General features: G+C 66.5%; 18 protein-coding genes. 7 read left to right on the top strand and 11 right to left on the bottom strand.

The features are described 5' to 3' along the window. The first annotated feature begins 77 nt into the window (after nucleotides 1-77). Entirely contained in the window at nucleotides 78-1,334 is a 1,257-nt protein-coding gene (gene kynU / locus GA0071312_RS07735; RefSeq protein ID WP_275261983.1) for a kynureninase, read from the top strand. 22 nt (nucleotides 1,335-1,356) lie between these two features. On the opposite strand, the gene GA0071312_RS07730 is transcribed toward kynU, so the two are convergent. Then, a complete protein-coding gene (locus GA0071312_RS07730) occupies nucleotides 1,357-2,013 on the bottom strand; it encodes a PilZ domain-containing protein (protein ID WP_074444494.1) in 657 nt (218 codons plus the stop codon). A gap of 70 nt (nucleotides 2,014-2,083) precedes the next feature. After that, on the bottom strand, nucleotides 2,084-3,343 hold the full coding sequence (locus tag GA0071312_RS07725; RefSeq protein ID WP_074444493.1) for an allantoate amidohydrolase: 1,260 nt from the start codon (nucleotides 3,341-3,343) through the stop codon (nucleotides 2,084-2,086). A gap of 299 nt (nucleotides 3,344-3,642) precedes the next feature. On the opposite strand from GA0071312_RS07725, the gene GA0071312_RS07720 reads away from it, so the two are divergent. Both GA0071312_RS07720 and GA0071312_RS07715 read left to right on the top strand, forming a co-directional pair. After that, nucleotides 3,643-4,263: a class I SAM-dependent DNA methyltransferase gene (locus GA0071312_RS07720; protein ID WP_074445991.1), complete on the top strand. Its 621-nt coding sequence runs from the start codon at nucleotides 3,643-3,645 to the stop codon at nucleotides 4,261-4,263. A gap of 196 nt (nucleotides 4,264-4,459) precedes the next feature. Beyond that, complete coding sequence (locus GA0071312_RS07715; protein WP_074444492.1) at nucleotides 4,460-5,956, top strand: CoA-acylating methylmalonate-semialdehyde dehydrogenase; 1,497 nt, start codon at nucleotides 4,460-4,462, stop codon at nucleotides 5,954-5,956. Nucleotides 5,957-6,013: 57 nt separating this feature from the next. Here the strand turns inward: GA0071312_RS07715 and GA0071312_RS07710 are convergent, their stop codons facing one another. From GA0071312_RS07710 to GA0071312_RS07695, 4 genes are all read right to left on the bottom strand, one after another. After that, nucleotides 6,014-6,679, bottom strand: a complete 666-nt coding sequence (locus tag GA0071312_RS07710; RefSeq protein ID WP_131817743.1) for a hypothetical protein — start codon at nucleotides 6,677-6,679, stop codon at nucleotides 6,014-6,016. After that, nucleotides 6,585-6,911 (bottom strand): hypothetical protein, encoded by a 327-nt coding sequence (locus GA0071312_RS07705; RefSeq protein WP_074444490.1) that lies wholly within the window; start codon nucleotides 6,909-6,911, stop codon nucleotides 6,585-6,587. The genes GA0071312_RS07710 and GA0071312_RS07705 overlap by 95 nt, the downstream gene beginning before the upstream one ends. Nucleotides 6,912-7,011: 100 nt before the next feature. Next, on the bottom strand, nucleotides 7,012-8,001 hold the full coding sequence (locus GA0071312_RS07700; protein ID WP_074444489.1) for a calcium/sodium antiporter: 990 nt from the start codon (nucleotides 7,999-8,001) through the stop codon (nucleotides 7,012-7,014). An 81-nt stretch (nucleotides 8,002-8,082) separates the two neighbouring features. Further along, complete coding sequence (locus GA0071312_RS07695; protein ID WP_074444488.1) at nucleotides 8,083-8,700, bottom strand: 2-hydroxychromene-2-carboxylate isomerase; 618 nt, start codon at nucleotides 8,698-8,700, stop codon at nucleotides 8,083-8,085. A gap of 109 nt (nucleotides 8,701-8,809) precedes the next feature. On the opposite strand from GA0071312_RS07695, the gene GA0071312_RS07690 reads away from it, so the two are divergent. Then, nucleotides 8,810-9,517 (top strand): NAD-dependent deacylase, encoded by a 708-nt coding sequence (locus tag GA0071312_RS07690; protein WP_108721898.1) that lies wholly within the window; start codon nucleotides 8,810-8,812, stop codon nucleotides 9,515-9,517. A 12-nt stretch (nucleotides 9,518-9,529) separates the two neighbouring features. Here GA0071312_RS07690 and GA0071312_RS07685 read toward each other — a convergent pair whose 3' ends face one another. After that, a complete protein-coding gene (locus tag GA0071312_RS07685; RefSeq protein ID WP_238947151.1) occupies nucleotides 9,530-9,901 on the bottom strand; it encodes a DUF2293 domain-containing protein in 372 nt (123 codons plus the stop codon). A gap of 200 nt (nucleotides 9,902-10,101) precedes the next feature. Here GA0071312_RS07685 and GA0071312_RS07680 point away from each other — a divergent pair, with 200 nt between their 5' ends. From GA0071312_RS07680 to GA0071312_RS07670, 3 genes are all read left to right on the top strand, one after another. After that, complete coding sequence (locus GA0071312_RS07680; RefSeq protein WP_074444486.1) at nucleotides 10,102-10,320, top strand: hypothetical protein; 219 nt, start codon at nucleotides 10,102-10,104, stop codon at nucleotides 10,318-10,320. An 82-nt stretch (nucleotides 10,321-10,402) separates the two neighbouring features. Next, on the top strand, nucleotides 10,403-11,347 hold the full coding sequence (locus GA0071312_RS07675) for a DMT family transporter (RefSeq protein WP_074444485.1): 945 nt from the start codon (nucleotides 10,403-10,405) through the stop codon (nucleotides 11,345-11,347). A 4-nt stretch (nucleotides 11,348-11,351) separates the two neighbouring features. Then, nucleotides 11,352-12,461, top strand: a complete 1,110-nt coding sequence (locus GA0071312_RS07670; RefSeq protein ID WP_074444484.1) for an ATP-dependent DNA helicase — start codon at nucleotides 11,352-11,354, stop codon at nucleotides 12,459-12,461. A 31-nt stretch (nucleotides 12,462-12,492) separates the two neighbouring features. Here GA0071312_RS07670 and GA0071312_RS20470 read toward each other — a convergent pair whose 3' ends face one another. The 4 genes from GA0071312_RS20470 to GA0071312_RS07650 are packed head-to-tail and all read right to left on the bottom strand — an operon-like array spanning nucleotide 12,493 to nucleotide 19,289. Then, nucleotides 12,493-14,004 carry a DUF2793 domain-containing protein gene (locus tag GA0071312_RS20470; RefSeq protein ID WP_074444483.1) on the bottom strand — a complete coding sequence of 504 codons (1,512 nt, stop codon included), beginning with the start codon at nucleotides 14,002-14,004 and terminating at the stop codon, nucleotides 12,493-12,495. 43 nt (nucleotides 14,005-14,047) lie between these two features. Beyond that, complete coding sequence (locus tag GA0071312_RS07660; protein ID WP_074444482.1) at nucleotides 14,048-17,962, bottom strand: baseplate multidomain protein megatron; 3,915 nt, start codon at nucleotides 17,960-17,962, stop codon at nucleotides 14,048-14,050. Further along, nucleotides 17,959-18,420, bottom strand: a complete 462-nt coding sequence (locus GA0071312_RS07655) for an NlpC/P60 family protein (protein ID WP_074444481.1) — start codon at nucleotides 18,418-18,420, stop codon at nucleotides 17,959-17,961. Before GA0071312_RS07655 ends, GA0071312_RS07660 begins: the two co-directional genes overlap by 4 nt. Beyond that, on the bottom strand, nucleotides 18,417-19,289 hold the full coding sequence (locus tag GA0071312_RS07650) for a DUF2163 domain-containing protein (protein ID WP_074444480.1): 873 nt from the start codon (nucleotides 19,287-19,289) through the stop codon (nucleotides 18,417-18,419). The genes GA0071312_RS07655 and GA0071312_RS07650 overlap by 4 nt, the downstream gene beginning before the upstream one ends. Nucleotides 19,290-19,340: the final 51 nt, after the last annotated feature.

Genomic DNA, 19,340 nt, shown 5'->3' with positions numbered 1-19,340 from the left:
AGTTCCGTTACGTCACTTCTGCGGCCCGCATCCCCCATGCGGGCCGTCTTTCGCAGCGATCACGACGGAGCGGAACCATGATGACGCAGCACCGGCTCACGAGCCGGGATCAGGCACAGGCGCGCGACGGGCAGGATTGCCTCGCGCCGATGCGCGCGCATTTCGCCCTGCCGGACGACATCACCTATCTCGACGGCAATTCGCTCGGCCCGCTGCCGCATGCCGTGCGTGCACGCATGACCCGGACCGTCAACGCGGAATGGGGCCAGGGGCTGATCCGCAGCTGGAACGATGCCGGCTGGATCGATCTGCCCGAGCGCGTCGGGGCGCGCATCGCCCGGCTGATCGGCGCCCCGGCGCAGGCGGTCTTCGCCGCCGATTCCACCTCGGTCAATCTGTTCAAACTGCTCTCCGCCGCCCTTGCCCTGCGGCCCGAGCGGCGAGTCATCGTCTCGGAACGCGGCAATTTCCCCACCGATCTCTACATGGCGCAGGGGCTGATAACGCAGCTCGACCGGGGGCACCGTCTCGTGCTGGTGGACGATGCCAGTGCGATTCCCGCCGCGCTGTGCGACGATACCGCATTGTTGATGCTCACCCATGTCGATTATCGCAGCGGCGCCATGCACGACATGGCGGCGCTTACCCATCAGGCTCACCGGGTCGGCGCCCTCACGCTGTGGGATCTCGCCCACAGCGCCGGGGCCGTGCCGCTGGATCTTGCCGGGGCGGATGTCGATTTCGCCGTGGGCTGCGGCTACAAATATCTCAATGGCGGACCGGGCGCGCCGGCCTTCTTCCATGTTGCCGAGCGCCATGCGGATGCCTTCGTGCAGCCGCTCGCGGGCTGGTTCGGCCATGAAGCGCCCTTCGCCTTCGAGCCGCAATACCGCCCCGCCCCCGGTGCCGCGCGCTATCTGTGCGGCACGCCGCCGGTTCTCGCCATGGCCGCGCTCGATGCTGCGCTCGAACTCTGGGAGGATGTCGATCTCGATGCCTTGCGGGCGAAATCGCTCGCCCTCACCGATGCCTTCATCGCCACGATCGAGGGCGCGTGTCCCGATAGGGTGCTGGAACTGATCACCCCGCGCGATCCGGCAAGGCGTGGCAGCCAGGTGAGTTTCCGCCATCCGCAGGCCTATGCGGTGATGCAGGCGCTGATCGCGCGCGGCGTGATCGGCGATTTCCGTGCCCCCGACATCCTGCGCTTCGGCTTCACGCCGCTCTATACCCGTTTCGTCGATGTCTTCGACGCGGCAAAGACCCTGCGCGCGGTGCTGGAGACGCGCGCCCATGAGCGCCCCGAATTCCAGATCCGCGCGAAGGTGACCTGAGAGATCATCGCACGGCAGCGGTTCAGGGAGCGCATCCGCGCGCGCCGTGTTCCGCCTCGACACCCTCGAAGCGCACGGCGAAACCGTCCGGCGTGTGGCGTATCACGGTTGCATCCCGGTCGCGGATGCGTATGCCGGCGCCGAGGCTCGGGCGCTCGCGCGAAATCACGCTCGCCCCGCTGCGGGAGATGTCGCGCAGACGCTCGGCGATGATGCGGCCATCGGGAAGCGTGATCATGAGGTGAAGGTCGGGCGCGCTGTAGCGTCCGGCGCGCTGCTGCGGGATCCGCGAGTCGAAGAAGCCGCCGCCACCCAGCGGACGGCGTCCGCCGGCAGCCTCGATCGTATCGAGGCGCGCGCAGAGCCGGGCCTGATGCGCGGCATCATGCATGAAGCGGATGGCGAAACCGTCCGGCGTCCAGCGTGCGACGCGCCCTGCAATGATGCCGATTTCCTCGAATATCCCGTTCACGCGCAATCCCGGCGCCGGACGCGCCGGTGCGATCACGGCCATGCCCGACCGCGACACGTCACGGCTGTGCAGGGCCAGATCACTGCCATCAGGAAAACTGATCGTGCCCGCGAGATGAAGATGCAGACGCGGCTCGGCGCGTTTGTCGATCCAATAGGGGCGATATTCCTGCGGCATGATCGGACTTTCCGGCAGCGGATTCGGCATGTCCGGGCGGAGCCGGACCTGACATCATTGTCGCCTTGCCGACTTGTCCGAACCTTACGCAGCGGGAGTTTCAGTGATCCGCAGCGCCGTGGCCGGATGCGCATGCCGCGATGGCCGCAACCAGCACCGCGACGGCGATGCCGACATCTTCCCGCGTGACCGATTCCGCCGGATTGTGGCTGACCCCGCCGGCGCAGCGCACGAAAAGCATCCCGACCGGGCAGAGCCGCGCCATGGCCACCGCATCATGCCCTGCGCCGGAGGGGATCATCGGCGCTTGCCCGGTCACGGCGCGCGCTGCATCGGCCAGCGCCTGCTGCAGCGGCAGCGCCATCGGTGTGGCGGGCGCGCGCATGAAGGGCGCCTGCGTGAAGCCGAGGCCACGGCGCCTTGCGATCTCGCTGCAGGCCGCGTCGATCTCGGCCAGCATGGCGGCGAGTATCGCATCGCTCGGGGCGCGGGCATCGATGGAGAAGCGCACCTCGCCCGGAATGACATTGACGGCGCCCGGTGCCACCGCTGCGCGCCCCACCGTCGCGACACCGCCCTCATGGCGCGCGCCGATGGCTTCGATCGCCACGATCATCTCCGCTGCTCCCGCCAGCGCATCCCTGCGCAGCCCCATCGGCACCGTGCCCGCATGACCGGCTTCACCGCGCAGCAGGCAATCCGCCCGATAGGCGGCAGCGATGGCTGTGACGATTCCGACCGGCAGATCGGCGCGCTCCAGCACGGGACCCTGTTCGATATGCAGTTCGAGATAGCCCAGCGCCTGCGCCGGATCGCGGGCGAGCTGCGCGATCAGCGCCGGATCGCCACCGAAATCCCGCAGCGCCTGCGCCAGGGTGACACCATCGTCATCGCACACCTCGAGCCAGCGTGGATCATAGCCGCCGGCGATTGCCTGGGTGCTCGACAGGCTGGTGGGAAACCGCACATTCTCTTCGTCGCCGAATGCCAGGATTTCGATCGCGAAGGGCAGCGCGATGCCGCGGCGCGCGAGTTCCCCAACCGCGAGAATTGCCGCGACGACCCCCAGCGAACCATCGAAACGCCCGGCATCGATCACCGTGTCGATATGCGACCCGCAATACAGGACGGGCCCGTCGGCGGGCCCGTAGCGGCCCACGACATTGCCGACCGCATCGATATGCGCGGCGCAGCCAGCCTCTTCCATCCAGGCGCGCACCTGTTCGGCGGCGCGGCGATGGGCGGGGGAGAGATAGAGCCGAGTCAGATTGTCCGGCGCGTCGCTGATCGCGCCGAGCGCGTCGAGCATCGCCATGGCACGCTCGCCTGAAGCCGTGGCCTCGAATCCATTTCCGCTCATGGGAATCCCCTCGCTGCCTGCCGAGGCCCAAGCCGCCGATGCGGCCCGATGATCGTCGGGTTAGCATGACGGATCGGGTTTGTCAGGCGCAAGGCCGCATCCGCCAAAGGCCGCCGAGGCCCGGCCCCGGCAGAAAGGGTTCTTCGAAAAGGGCATGAGAGGATTTGCGGTTTCGTAGAGTTTCAAGGTTGATCCGCTTGAAATCAGCCGCGCCCGAGAAGCGATTTTTCAGAGATTTGCCAATTCCCACAGCGATTGCTATGTCAATCACCATGCTGAAATCAAACCTGGAGGCCGATATGGCGCGCGAAAGTGCCTATCTCGACAATATCTATTCTGTGGATGGCGGTGAGGAAATGCGCCGTTATTATGACGATTGGGCGACGAGCTATGACGCCGATCTGGTCGACAACGATTACCGCACCCCTGCGCGCTGCGCTGAAGCGCTGGCCCGTCATCTGAGCGACAAATCCGCCCCGATTCTCGATTTCGCCTGTGGCACCGGCATGTCCGGTGTGGCCCTGCGCGAAGCCGGTTTCACACGGATCGACGGGATCGACATTTCGCAGGGGATGCTGGACATCGCCCGCGAGAAGAACGCCTATCGTGCCCTTTGGGTCTGCGATCCGGATACCCCCTTCGATAAGCGCGCGCACGGCTATGCCGCGATCACCGCCGTTGGCGCAATCGGCGCCGGAGCCGCTCCTGTCGATGCGATCGACGGGGCGCTGGCCGCGCTGGAGCCGGGTGGTCTGTTCGTGGTCTCGCTGAATGATCACACGCTTGAGGACCCGGCCTTCGAGGCCCGGCTGCGCGCCGCCGGGAAGGCCGGCACAATCACCATTCTCGAGGATGCGCACGGCCCGCACCTTCCCGCAATCGGGCTCGGTGCGAAGGTTTATGTGGCACGCCGCACCTGATCGGTCGCATCCGCACGAGACTGTCGCCGCCCCGTCATCCGAGGATGGCGGGGCGGTGCTGTATCGGAAATGGCATTCCGACACGGCGCGGATTGCCGAACTTGCACGGCGCTGGACGTGGGAATACGGTTTTATCCCATGCCGAAATGCCGCAAACAGACGGTCAAGGCTTGAAAGATTTCGGGGAGGATAACGCATGAAGACCTATGGCCATTTCATCGGGGGCGAACACGTCGCGGGCAAGTCGGATCGTTTCTCCGACGTCTACGAGCCCATGACCGGCGAGGTGCGTGCCCGCGTGGCGCTGGCCGGGACTGCCGAGTTGCGTGCCGCCGTCGAGAACGCCAGGGCCGCCCAGCCGGGCTGGGCCGCCACCAATCCGCAGCGTCGCGCGCGGGTGATGATGAAATTCATCGATCTGCTGCATCGCAATTACGACGAACTCGCCGAGTTGCTCGCCCGCGAGCACGGCAAGACCGTCCCCGATGCCAGGGGCGACATCCAGCGCGGGCTCGAAGTCTGCGAATTCGCGCTCGGCGCGCCGCATCTGATGAAGGGCGAATATACCGAGGGCGCCGGCCCCGGCATCGACATCTATTCGATGCGCCAGCCGCTTGGCGTTGTGGCGGGGATCACCCCGTTCAACTTCCCTGCCATGATCCCGATGTGGAAATTTGCTCCCGCCATCGTCTGCGGCAACGCCTTCATCCTCAAGCCCTCCGAGCGTGATCCGGGCGTGCCTATGCGGCTTGCGGAGCTGATGATCGAGGCCGGGCTGCCGGCGGGCATCCTCAACGTCGTCAACGGTGACAAGGAAGCCGTGGACGCCATTCTCGATGATCCCGACATCAAGGCCGTGGGCTTCGTCGGCTCGACGCCGATCGCCGAATATGTCTATTCCCGCGCCACCGCCTCGGGCAAGCGGGCGCAATGCTTCGGCGGCGCCAAGAACCACATGATCATCATGCCCGATGCCGATCTCGACCAGACGGTCGATGCGCTGATCGGCGCCGGTTACGGCTCGGCCGGCGAGCGCTGCATGGCGGTCTCGGTGGCGGTGCCGGTGGGTGAGGAGACGGCGAACCGGCTGATGGAAAAGCTGATCCCGCGCGTCGAATCCCTCAAGATCGGCCCCTCGACCGATCCCAGCGCCGATTTCGGCCCCGTCGTCACCAGGGCGCATCTCGACAAGATCAAGGATTACGTCGAAATCGGCATCGAGGAAGGCGCAACCCTCGCCGTGGACGGGCGCGGCTTCACCATGCAGGGCTACGAGAACGGCTTCTACATGGGCGGTTGCCTGTTCGACAACGTGACGAAGGACATGCGCATCTACAAGGAAGAGATCTTCGGCCCCGTGCTCTCCGTGGTGCGCGCCAAGAGCTTCCATGAGGGTCTTGCGCTCGCCAACGACCATGAATACGGCAACGGCGTCGCGATCTTCACCCGCGACGGTGACGCGGCGCGCGATTTCGCCGCGCAGGTCGATGTCGGCATGGTGGGTATCAACGTGCCGATCCCGGTGCCGATCGCCTATTATACCTTTGGCGGCTGGAAGCGCTCGGCTTTCGGCGATCTCAACCAGCACGGCCCGGACGCGATCCGCTTCTATACGAAGACCAAGACCGTCACCTCCCGCTGGCCCTCCGGCGTCAAGGACGGCGCGGAATTCGTCATCCCGACGATGCGGTGATTGCGCGTGAAACAGGCGGGGGCGTGCGCGCTTTCGCCTGTTTTTTGCATAGCGGCGTCAGATCGGGCGCAAGCCGCCACCATCGGGCCGAGGGCCGTCTTCCAGATCGCGTTTGATGATACCTGCCAGACGCTGGATGAGCGTGTCCGGCGCACGCGCGGTTTCGGCCTCGAGGCAGCGTACGCGGAAACGTTCGATATTGTTCAGCATCATCAGCCCGAAGGACAGGCTGGCCAGGATGCCATGAACTTCCTTCGCCAGGTCCGGATCCCTGCGCCACAGATCTTCCATGGCAGCGCTGATCCCGTCTTCGGACGGCTTATCGGCATCGCGGGCGCCAGCTGCGACATGGTCCAGCATGAAATCGGCAAAGGCCTTTCCACGTGCCTCGTCGGCATAGCCGGAGACGAGAAAGAGGATCATACGCCGCAGAGGTTCGGGCAGATCGGGTTTCCGAAGAACGCGGTTTGCGGCGGCGAATGACCGCCTCAGATCTTCGCGCAGATCCCCGAGAAACGCATAGCGATGCTCGAGTTCGGTTTTGCTCCGCCAGAAGATCAGCATGAGTGCCATGAGCGCCGCGCCGGCGGCGCCCGCGACAATTAGGCTCAAATGGAGGGTATCAGGATCAATGTTCATCACTGTTTCTGCCCTTGTCCTGCCCGCTTGCCGAACCGCTTGATGAGTTGGGGTTTGCAAATGTGTTGAGCGTCTGACTGGCACTCCCTCTCATTTCGCTCGTAATGCTGTACGTGCGCTCTTCAACCCGCCGTTTGCGGCTGGTAAATCCGAACGCCATCCAAATTAGCGCGAAGACCGCCGCCATTCCAGCCGAAAGCACCAATTCCTCGGTCTTTATCGAAATCACCGCACTGGCGGCACAAATCACAATCAGCGCCAACAGATCCGCATTATCCTTGCACGCTTCAAAAAACGCTTTCGTATCCAGCTTCATCCGGCAATTTCCCCCCGCGACGCCGGAGGGTGATAGCCAATATGATCTTAAATTGCAATTTCGGATTAAATTACTCAAAGGCTGTATTCCAACCCACCCCTCACCCCAGCCCGATCATCCCCCGCAGGCCCGGCGAAAACTGGATCGCGATATATGCCACATAGAGCAGGCTGAGCACCGCGCCCTCGCGGCGGCCGATGCGCCAGCCGGTCATGGCGAAGATGACGAAGATGATGGCCGCGAAAGCGGCGACCCAGACGTCGAACAGCGCGATCTCGGGGGGCACCGCGAGCGGCATGACCAGCGCCGTCACGCCGAGAATGCCGAGAATGTTGAAGATGCAGCTGCCGACGATATTGCCGAAGGCGACATCGGCATGCCGGCGCCAGGCCGCGATCACGGCGGTGGCGAGTTCGGGCAGCGAGGTGCCGATCGCCACGATGGTCAGCCCGATCACCGCCTCCGACAGGCCGAAATTCCGGGCGATACCGATCGCCCCGTCCACCAGCAGATCCGCACCGTAGAGCACGGCCGCCAACCCGCCGAAGCCCATCAGGAGTGCAATCGGCATGGAGCTTTGCGGAATCTCGTCGACCTCCTCGGCCTCCTGTCCGTGCATGACCGCACCGGCATCGAGGGAGCGACGATCACTCCACCAGGTGAAACTCGTATAGGCGACCAGCAACGCTACCCCGATCGCCCCGGCGATCCGTCCGATTTCGCCGGAGAGCACCATCAGGACGAGTATGGCGGTGGCGAGGATCAGCGCCGGGCCGTCACGCCGATAGGCCTCGCGGTTGGTCGCGAGCGGGAAGATCAGCGCGGCAATACCCAGAACCAGGAAAATGTTGGCGATATTGCTGCCCACGACATTGCCGAGTGCAATCCCCGGCGCCCCCTTGAGCGCGGCATTGATGCTCGCCATCAGTTCCGGCGCGGAGGTGCCGAAACCCACCAGCGTCAGGCCGATCACCATCGGTGAAATACCGAAGCTTCGCGCGATCGAGACCGCACCACGCACGAGATATTCGCCGCCGACAAGAAGCAAAACGAAGCCGGCGGCGAGAAAAGCGATGTCAGTCAGAGGCATGGGCGGATCCGGGCGTTGATGCAGGGCTGATGCGCCCTCGCCCTGTCGCACTCTTTGGTTGAGATAGTGTTACGGTGCATTTCAGGGCTTGTATGGCGCGCGACCGCTCGACAGGGCGTCATCGAGCAATTCGACGCGATCCTGCCCCCAAAACACCTCGCCGTCCAGCACATAGCTCGGCGCACCGAATACATCCGCCGCAACCGCGCTGTCCGCATTCAACCTGTAGAGCGCCTCGACCGCATTGCCGCGGGCCTCGTCCAGAACGGCCTGCGCCGGATGCCCGGCCTCATCGAGAAGCGCTGCAAGCGTCCCGGCATCGGAGATGTCGCCCTCTTCTTCCCAGACGGTCTCGAAGATACGGCGCAGATATGCGCCGGGATCGCGGTCGCGGGCAATCAGTGCAATCACGCTCCGGTCGGCGAGGCCGGGATCGACGGGGAAGAATCGGGGCTGGATGTTGAAGGTCATGCCGCGCCGGTCGCGCCAGCGCTGGAGTTCCAGAAGCCGGTATCGCTGACGCTGTTTCGGGCGCTGCCCGAGCGGCAGACCGCCGGTGCGCGCAAACACCTCCGGCACCGGCATCGGGCGGTATTCGACCTTGAGCGCGTGCCGCCCCACCACCTCCAGAAAAGGCTCGTGCCCGATATGGGTCCAGGGTGAGCTGCTGGTGAAATAATAGGTGATGGTGCGCGTCATGGCCTGCCTCCGGCGTTGAGCCGAACTATTGCCCCTTCATCCGGGGCTGACAAGCCGTATTCGGATGTGCAGCATGACCCTTCCCCTTTGCAGGATGTCGGGAGACGAGATGCGCATATTCGTTCTGACCGGAGCCGGTATCTCGGCGGAAAGCGGCATGGGCACCTTCCGTGATTCCGGCGGGATCTGGGAACGCTTCGATCCGATGAAGCTCGCGACGCCCGAGGCCTTCGCCGCCGATCCGGAAACCGTCCAGGCCTTCTACAATGCCCGCCGCGCCAATCTGCGCAGGGCGGAGCCAAACCGCGCGCATGAGGCGCTCGCGCACCTCGAAACAGGGCTCGCGGCGGCATCGGGATCGCTCTTTCTCTGCACACAGAACATCGACGACCTGCATGAACGCGCCGGCTCGCTTCATGTGCATCACATGCATGGCGAATTGTTCAAGGCCCGCTGCACCGCCTGCGGCGCTGTACATGACTGGCGCGATGATCTGGGCACCGGCGATAACTGCGCGGCCTGCGGCACGACGGGGCGGCTGCGTCCCCATATCGTCTGGTTCGGGGAGATCCCCTTCGGTCTCGACGCTATCGGCGAAGCCCTGGCCGGGGCGGATCTGTTCGTCGCCATCGGCACGTCGGGCTCGGTCTATCCGGCGGCGGGGCTCGTGCGCGAGGCGCGGATGATGGGTTTGCGCACCTGCGAGCTCAATCTCGAGCCCTCCGACAATGCTGATGTCTTCGATGAACGCGCCTACGGCCCGGCGAGCGAAGTGGTGCCCGATTTCGTGGCGCGGCTGCTGGCGGAAATGCGGTGAGATGCGCGCCGGCTATTCGCTGCCCTCGACCCGCCTCCGCGCACCCCATTCGGCGAGATAATCGTTGATCTCGTCGATCACGAAGAAGCGCGCGGCATCCTGGTCGAATCCGTCCGCGAGCAGTGCATCGTAATCGGTGAAGACGTGGCGGATATAGGCGACCATGGCGAGCCAGGCCGCATTACCGGGGTCAGCGGTGCTCAGGCCGGGGCTGTCGAGGGCGTGATCGATGATGGCCTCGCGCTCGAAACGCGGCAACCGCGGCGCGAGATGGTCGAGGGCTTCATCAAGGCGCTCGCGGCGCCCGCCTGCGCTGGCAGCTGGCGCTCCTGCCGCACGTATCCGCTGTGCTTTACCGGTTTTCCGCGTTGCCATGTCCGCCATGACGCCATCCTCCGTCAGCGCCCTTCTTGCATCAGCATGCCATTGTCGCCCACCCGTGTGAAGACGCAAAGCCGGCGGGGGGTAACGCTCCGTTCACCCTGCCCGTCGAAAGCCGCGTCGTGGGCGCGCCGGTTTACCTGCGCTTCAGTGATTCCCGTCGATTTTTCCGGGATGAGACGAAGAGCGCACGGAGATCCGGCATGGCGGCATCGCAGCAAATCAGCCTCGACGCTGAGGAAAACCGCCATGCGGCTGCGCTGTCTCCGCAGCCTGGATGCGACTATGCCCTGCGCCTCGCCGAGGCTGGCCGCTTCAACGGGGCTCCGCGCGTGAGCCCGGTGGCCTCCGGCGCGGCCGCGGGTGCGCTTGCGATCGGATTATGCACCCTGCTGGCGACCCTTGCGCCACTCCTGGGCTGACGCGCCCTCGAACCGGGCTTTGCAAGTCGCGACAATCCGGGGTAAGGATCGCGCAGGTTCATAAAACGTTCGATCCTCGCCCGTGTCACAGCCATCCGCGCAACCATCGCAAACCGCCGCGCGCCCCGCCGGCAATGTCCTGCTCGTCGTCGCCTGGATGACCGGTACGCTCTTGTCGTTCTCGACCGTCGCGGTCTCGATCAGGGAATTGTCGGGCTCGATCGGCGTGTTCGACATTCTCGCTTTGCGCAATATTGCCGGGATCATCATCCTGGTCGGCGTCGCCATTGCCTATCCTTCCCTGCGCGAGGGTTTTCGCCCGCGCCGGATGGGGCTGCATCTGCAGCGCAACGTGATCCATTTCTTCGGTCAATATGCCTGGGCGCTCGGCGTCACGCTGTTGCCGCTGGCCATGGTCTTCGCCATCGAATTCACCACCCCGGCCTGGGTGGCCTTGTTCGCCTTCCTGCTGCTGGGCGAGAAGCTCACCGCGCCGCGCCTGATCGCCATCGCGCTGGGCTTCATCGGCATTCTGGTGATTCTGCGCCCCGCCCCCGGCTCCCTTGATCCGACGGGGCTGATCGTGCTCGGCGCCGCGATCTGTTTCGCGCTCACCACCATCGCCACCAAGCGCCTGACCGGCACGGAGAGCACTTTCGCGATTCTGTTGTGGATGAACGTGATGCAATTGCCGATGAATTATCTCGGCGCCGACAAGCTGTTCTTCCTGCAGATCCCGGATCTGCCGATCCTGCCGCTGATCGGGATCTGTGTCGGCGGGCTCTCGGCCCATTTCTGCCTCACCAACGCCTATCGCCACGGTGATGCGGTGATCGTGGTGCCGCTGGATTTCCTGCGCCTGCCCCTGATCGCGCTGATCGGCTGGCTGCTCTATACCGAGCCGCTCGATCCGTTCATCTTCGCCGGCGGGGCGCTGATTCTGATCGGCATCCTGCAGAATCTGCGCGCAGAGCGCAGGCGCAATCTGGCGGCGCGGGCGGCGCGCGTGACAATGAAGGAAGAGTGAAGCCATGTCGTGGTCGGCCCAACAGGATGACGCCCTCAAGGCCGTGTCGCGCTGGCTCGACACTGGCGGCGGCAACCAAGTGTTTCGCCTGTTCGGCTATGCTGGCACCGGCAAGACCACGCTGGCGCGCCATATTGCCGAGGGTGTCGATGGTGAGGTCGCTTTCGGTGCCTTCACCGGCAAGGCAGCATCCGTGCTGCGCGCGAAGGGCTGCGCTGATGCGGGCACGATCCATTCCATGATCTACCGTTCGCGCGAGAGCGACGAGACGGAGGGTCCCTCCTTCGTGCTCAACCGCTCGGGCGCGGCGGCCAAGGCGGATCTGATCGTGATCGACGAATGCTCGATGGTGGACGAGGATCTCGGGCGCGACCTGCTCTCCTTCGGCAAGCCGGTCCTCGTCCTGGGCGATCCGGCGCAGCTGCCGCCGATCAAGGGTGGCGGCTTCTTCACCGAGGCCGAACCGGACGTGATGCTCACCGAGGTGCATCGGCAGGCGGCAGATAATCCCATCATCCATCTGTCGATGAAGGTGCGCGAGGGCGGGCAGCTCGATTACGGCCTCTATGGCGAGAGCCGGGTGATCCGCCGCGCCGAGATCGACCAGAACGAGGTGATGAAATCCGACCAGGTGCTGGTCGGACTCAACCGCACCCGGCGCAATTACAATGGCCGCATCCGCGAATTGCTCGGCCTGCGCGACCCCCTCCCCGCTGCCGGCGAGAAGCTCGTCTGCCTGCGCAACGACAAGTCCAAGGGCCTGCTCAACGGCGGCACCTGGCTGGTGGAGGCCATGCGCGGCCTCAAGACCGACCGCAAGGGAGAATTCATCCGCATGGATCTCAAGCCGGAGGATGAAAGCCGCCGCCATGCGGTCGAGGTCAAGGTGCTGCGTGCCTTCTTCGAGGGGGGGGAGGAGGGTCTGCCCTATGTGATCCGCCGCGAATCCGACGAATTTACCTATGGCTACGCGCTGACCGTGCACAAATCGCAGGGTTCGCAATGGGACGACATCGTCCTCTTCGACGAATCCGGCGCCTTCCGCGAAAACCGGGCCCGCTGGCTCTATACCGGCCTCACCCGCGCCGCGCACCGCATCACCGTGGTGCGCTGAGGGAAAGAGCATTGCCGCAACCTTGCGCCGCTCACCCCATGACGAGGATCCGCACCTCCCCATCGGCGCCATCGCCGCCAGATCCGGACGTTGTGCTGCTGCGACTTCCCCCACCACCGCCGCCGCCGCCGCCCGGACCGCCGCCGGGGCCTCCGTTGCCGCCATTGGCTGCGGATGCGCCGGCACCGCCGCCACCACCGCCGCCGCCCGCGCCGCGATCCCAGCTTTTGCCCCAACCGCCCCCGGCGCCGTTGCCCGGCCCCGCGCCGTCAGCCCCCGGTGCCGCACGGTCGGTTCCGCCAATGGCCTGGCCGAGGCCGCCATCGCCCCCGGAAGTGCGGCTGTCATCGCTATCAATCGCCCCGCCCGCACCGCCGCCGCCCGGACCCTCGCCGCACGGGCCCTTTGCCCCCGCCGCCCCGTGATCGCGTGCCGCCGCCGCGCCCGCATTGCCGTATTGCAGATGGCCGAGCCCGCCCGGTGAAGCCGCTCGCACGCTCGTCGAACCACCGCGCCCGCCGCGACCGCCCTCGGCGACGAGCAGGCTCGTGCCATCATCACTGATAAGCGTCTCGCCGCCATCGGCCCCGTCGAGCCCCTCGGCATCAGCGTTGTCGAACACGCCCGCCGCGCCGGCACCGCCCGCACCAATGGTGATGGCAAGGCTCGCGCCGATCTCGCTTGCAAGCAGCGTCATGCGCGCGACACCGCCGGCGCCGCCTCCCCCGCCCCCGAAACGCGGCGCGGCATCATCTCCGACCGCGCCCGATCCGCCACCGCCGCCTGCACCGATCACCTCGACGATCACGCTCTTCGCCCAGGCGGGTTTCGTCCATGTACCATCCGCGTTGAAGATCGCGATCTCGGCCCGCGCCGCACCGCGCGGGAAGCTGACGGCGCCGGTGGCACGATCGACACTGAATGCATCGTGCCAGGCCGAGCCGTCCGGGCTGACCTTGAGCGTGAAATCATCGTCGCCCAGCAGCCCGAATTCCGCCCGCGCCGACCAGCCGCGCTGGAACAGAAATCCCCCGGCATTGCCCACGTCTTCCTTGTTCAGGACGATCCGCAGATCACCGCTGCCGCCCTCCCCCGTCTCGCGCGCGGCGAACAGGGCCGCGTTGAGCCTGGCGGCGAAGGGGTTTTGCGCATCCGGCACTGTTGCGATGCCGAGCTGGTCGTAGATTTCGGGAAAGGCGATCAGCTCTTCGAGATCGCGCCAGGCGGCTCCGTCATGCACGAGCAGCGCCGCGTCGCCCGCATCATAGGCGAGGAAGCCGGGCCCCGGCGTGATAAAGCGCCACGCCCCGGTATCAAACCAGGCGATCGCCCCCTCCTGCCCGGCGAAGACCCCGCTCGCCCCTGCCCCGACGATCACCCGCATTCCGTCCTCGGGTTCGGCGGGTGGCGTGGTGACCAGACGTGCATCGACGGAAATCTGCGCGAGCGCGTCGATCAGCGCGAGCGCCTCGTTATGGGTGACATGCTTTTGCGCCTGTGCCGCCGCGAGCAGCGGCAGTGCCAGATGAGGGGTGAGGCTCATGACGGATTCCTCGGTTCGGTTGAGGGAAGGAAGGAGGCGGGCTTCAGCCGGGCATGACGGGAAGCGTGCCCGTGAAGGCAAAACCATCGCCGACGCTGGCGCTGATCTGCATCACGCGCAGATCGAGGCTGTCGCGCGGCGCGCCGAAATCGGCGATCTCGTCGGCATCCGGATAGAGGCAGAGCGGTTGATCGACGACGATGCGCCGCTTGAGCGTGGCGCCGTCCATGATCTCGACAGCGTATTGCTCGCCATCCTCGCCGAGCGGAATCTCCACCGGCTCCCAGGCATCCGCCTCGATGCGCCCGCGCCGTATCCAGCGTATCGCGATGCCGCCGGCGACGCGCCGCAGATGCGGATGCACCGGTGCGAGCGGCTTCAGGGCGAGGCGCGGCACCTCGGCTTCGAAGGCGAGCGCCGCGTCATCGGCGTGATCGCGCCCGATCGGAGCGATGCGGTATTGCCATTCCCGGCCCAGCTCCGAGAGCCCCGAGGCGAGCGGTACGACGGTCTCGTCGAGCCGCACGAGGGTGGCGCCCGGCGCCAGATCGCGCGACGCCACCGCTTCGCTGCCGGCGAGGCCCCGCAGGAAATGCGTCAGGCGATACCGGTTGTCGCCGATCAGCTCGGCCTGCGCGACCGCGATGATCTCGCAGACACCGTCGGGCCCGACCAGCGCGAAGGTGTTGGCGCCGGCAAGCACCGGGTTCTCGCCGAGCGCGGCGATCGCGCCCGCGCGCAGGGTCACTTCGAGCGCATTGGCCCGATCCCAGCGCCAGAGCGGGCCCGGTCCGAAGGCGGTCTCGGTGAAGCCGATCTGCGCGGCAGCCGATACAAAGCCGGACTGGTCAAATCCCTCGCCATCCACTGAACGCCACAGGGCGAGCGCACCCGGCCAGGGATCGGCATAGGCGGCAAGATATTGCAGGGCGGCCGGTTCGCCCTGGCTGACGGGCAGATCAAGCACGACGACAAAGGGGCGCCCCGGTGAGGCGGGCGGGCTGCGGCGCTGCGGCGCGATGCGTGCGCCCGGCGTTTCGAACAGGGCCGGCTCCACCGCACGCGTCTCGATCTGCCGCTCGGCTCCGTCGGTGATCCGGCTGATGCGGTGCAGACGCGGACCGGCGAGCCCCGGGATCGCGACGATATCGCCCACCTCATAAGCAATCGCCGCCGGGCCGAGGGCGAAGTGTGCCCCGTCACGGGCGGCCCAGGCATCCTGCAGGAGAATGTCACTGAGCCGGCCCGCCTGCCCCCGGCTCATCACGGCCGCGAGATCAAGCCGCGCTTCACGCCGGCTCGCCCCCGCCAGCCGGCGCGAGGCCGCGGCGGCCCGGCGCATCTCGCCCCAGGAATCGATGAAGCTCATGACGATCTCGCGCGGCAGCTCCGTCTCCTGGGCGCGCACATGACGCATCAACGGCGCTTCATCGTCATCGACGAGCATGCCCGCATCGATGCTGGCCACGACCCGCCCGCCCCGTCCGCGCCAGCGCAGCACACCGCCCGTCGCGGCGAGATCGACGCCGAAGGCGCGCAGCAACGGCTCCAGCGCCGCGCGCGGCGACATCGGGCGGTCGATCACGAAACCGTCGACGAAGCCGTCAGCGGCAATGTCGAGCGGCATCCCGATCCCGTAATCATCGAGCACCTTGCGGATCAGCGTGGCGAGATCGAGCCCCTCCAGCCGCCCGTTCAGCCAATGCCCCGTCTCGTAATTCGCGCCGTCCGCCCAGACCGATTCGAATTCCGGAAAGGCGGGGAAGGGCCGCGCATCCCAGGCCCAGACAGCGAGGCTTTCGGGCGCGACCATCGGCCCGCCATAGACCGGCGAATGCGGATTATGGGCGGGATCATGGGCTGGATGAGCGGGATCGAAGCGCCGGATGATCGCCTCCACCCCCGCCGCCTGGGCGAGATCGTCGCGCATGCGCCGTGAGAAATGCGGGAAGGCGCCTTCAGAGGATTTCATGTCGGGGAAGAGGTTGGGCTGGTTCGTCCCCTTGTCGACGGCCGGAATGCCGATCTCGGTCAGCCAGATCGGCTTGGCCATGGGCATATAGGCCGTCGCGCCGATCTCGACGCCGCCGACGCGCTCGACATGCGGCTCGCTCCACCAGGATACGAGATCCTTGGCGCGATACACCCAGGGCTTGCCATAGGCACCATCCGTGATCGGCAGGCGGCTCTGCGCCGCGCGACCCGCATCATCCGCATAATACCAGTCGAACCCCTCCCCCGCGCCGAGCCGTGCGCACAGGTAATCGACATCGTAGATGCTGCGCGCGAGCGCCGCATCGAGATGCCCGCCCCCATCGCGCCAATCCGAAATCGGAGGGTAGTAATCGATCCCGATCGCGTCGATGGCGGGATGGGCCCAGAGCGGGTCGAGGGGAAAGCGCAGTTCATTGCCGCCGTCGCGCACATGCGCGCCGTATTCCGTCCAGTCGGCGGCATAGGTGATGCGGGTTGCCGATCCGAGAATGGCGCGCACATCCTGCGCGAGGCTCATGAAGGCGGTAACTGCGGGATATTGCCCCGGCCCGGAACGGATGCGCGTCAGCGAGACCATCTCGGTGCCGATGACGAAGGCATCCACCCCGCCGGCCTCCACGGCGAGCCCGGCGTAATGCAGGATCAGACGCCGCAGGCTCCATTCGGAGGCGCCGGGATTGGCGCTGCCGAAGAAGCTCGCCACCTGCGCCGCCGCGCTCGCGGTGCCGTCGACGCTGCCCGGCGCTTCCGGGGCGGGATCGCAGGTGACCCGCCCCCGCCAGGGATAGGGCGGCTGTCCGGATGCGCCGGTGCGGGGATCGGGCAGCGCATTGCCGTGGGGGATGTCCATCATGATGAAGGGGTAGAGCGTCACCTTCAGGCCGCGCGCCTTCAGATGCCGGATCAGCGCGATCACGCTCGCATCACAGGGTGTGCCGCCATAGGCGGGTACGCCCTGATGCAGCGAGGCGAGGCGCGCCGTGCTGCGATCGAGCCCGGCCACCGACCAGACCCGCCCCTGCGTCTGCTTGTTCCGGATATCGACGCGCGGAGCGATGCTGCATTCGCCGACCCGCAGATCATCACCGAACCACGACACCACCAGCGAGACGCTCTCGAGCCCGGGGCACAGCCGTTGCAGCGCATCGAGCGAGGCGCGGATATCGGAACGCGCCTGAAACTGATGCCGGTTGTCGGGGCGCGTCTCGCCGGGGCCGATCACCTGCATGACGGGCGTCGGATCATAGCCGAATTCCGTCGCCGCCGGGATCAGGCAGACGGAACGGATCATTGTCCCGACGCCCTCACCGGGACGCACCACCTCGAAGGAGAATTGCGGCACGCGGTTGCCGAAATCAGCGAGCGGCAGGCGTTCAAAGACGACGTAAGCGAGCCCGCGATAGGCCGGCGCCCGGTCCGCACCCTCCTTGGCCACGATCAGCGCATCGGGCTGCTGATGCGCGCCGCCGGGATGCACGCGCATGGTGATCTGCGTCAGATCCACCTCGCGCCCGTCGGCCCAGACCCGGCGCACGAAGGCGATCGGGCCCTCGCACAGGCCGATGGCGAGATTGGCATAGTAGGAATAGCGCACTTCCTTCGTGGTCACGGTGGAACCGCCACCGCCGCCGGAATTGCGAAAAAACCCCTTGCCGCCCTGGCGCCCGGAGCGCTCAACGGTTACGTCCACCTGCTCCTCGAACCGGGTCGCCCAGATCACCTGGCCGCCGATGCGCGCGCGGCCATAGACACGCGGGATCGGCGCGCCTTCGCTGGAGGCGAGCCCCTGCATCTCGGCAAGGCGCGGCCCCTCCATCACACGGTATTCATGGGTGGCGAAAAGCGCGCCGTCGATGGCCGATCCCGCCATCGTTCCCAATGTCTGCCCGAGCATGGCGCCGACAGGGCCGGCAACGGCGCCGCCGATCGCCTGGCCGGCGGTTTGCAGGATCATCGTGGTCATCGATGGATATCCTCTTCACAAAGCACGAGCGGCGCGGGCGGCGGGAAGGCGAAGCTCGCGGCGAGATGACGCCGCCACCAGCCGGTCAGCGCGACCTCGGCCACGCAGGCCCCGTCATGGGCATGGATCATCCGGGCCGTGTCGGTGGCGATGGCGCAGTGCTTGGCGGGAAGCCCGTCGCGCCAGCGGAAGATGAGGACACGTCCGGGGCCCGGCGCATCGACGGGGATCAGGTGGCGCCGGGCGGCGGCGAGAAGCCGTTCCCTGCCGCCAGCCTCGGCCCAGTCCGGGCGATAGGCGCCGGGATGCTCGGGCTCGCAGCCCATCACCATCCGCCAGACGCCCCGGATCAGGCCCAGGCAATCGCAGCCCACACCGCGCAATGAGGCCTGGTGGCGATAGGGCGTACCGATCCAGCTGCGTGCGGCGGCGATGATGGTGGCCTCTTGCGGGCTCATCGAAACAGGCTCCCGCCATCGAGCCCCGCCTCGCCCTGACGCGGCACGCGCAGGATGAAATCGTTGCCGGGCATATGCGGGAAGCCACGGAAATTCACGCTATTGCCGAATTTGGCTCGGCAGGTGCCAAAGCTCTTGTCGCAGCCGGGTGTCAGGGTCACCGTGTCGCCCGGCGCGACGGGGCGCGGGGCGCGCTGCCACAGGGCGACCGCGCCGTCAGCACCATGGCTGCGGATCTCGACGGCGAAACCCGCATTCTCGCCGCTCGTAAAGACGAGCTTGCCCCCGCTGAACCAGCCCTCCGGCTGCCCCGCGATCCCGCTCAGGGTGAGATGCAGCGCATCCGCGCTTGCAATGACTGTTGCCTCGACCGGCGTGATCGTCACCCCGCAGGCGGCATCGCCAAGGTCGGCCGAACAGGCCGCGCGGTAGAGCCGCCCGCTCTCCTCGTCGAGGCGATGGGTGAGCCCGCGCAACTCCATGACGAAGGCGCCGTCGGCACGCCGGATCTCGCCGACATGGAACAGGTCGATCAGGAGGCGCTGGTCAGGATCCTGCCAGTTGACCAGCCAGAATTCGATGCCCGCATCGTCATAAAGACCCGCCTCCACATCGTTTTCCGTGATACCGCCCGACATCAGCGCCCCGGCGACGTCACCGCCGGAGACCGCGAAGCCGAGTTCCTGCGTCGCTTCGGCGGCATCGAGGCCGGTGCCGGCATGAAAAGTGGTGGCGTCGAAGGCGAGATCCGCATCGTGGTCGGTAAAGCCCATGATCGCACCGTCGCGGCGGATCAGCCGCCAGCAGCGGCACAGGCTCGTCACCCCCGCCGCGAGATGCGCGGCGAGGTTCTCGTCGATCTGTCGCATGGGAAGTCTCTTTGAAACGGTGTTGGAGCGCGCCACGCGCCTTTAGAGCAT

Source organism: Saliniramus fredricksonii (genome assembly GCF_900094735.1).
GTDB lineage: Bacteria > Pseudomonadota > Alphaproteobacteria > Rhizobiales > Beijerinckiaceae > Saliniramus > Saliniramus fredricksonii.
This window is presented reverse-complemented; position numbering and strand designations above follow the sequence as displayed.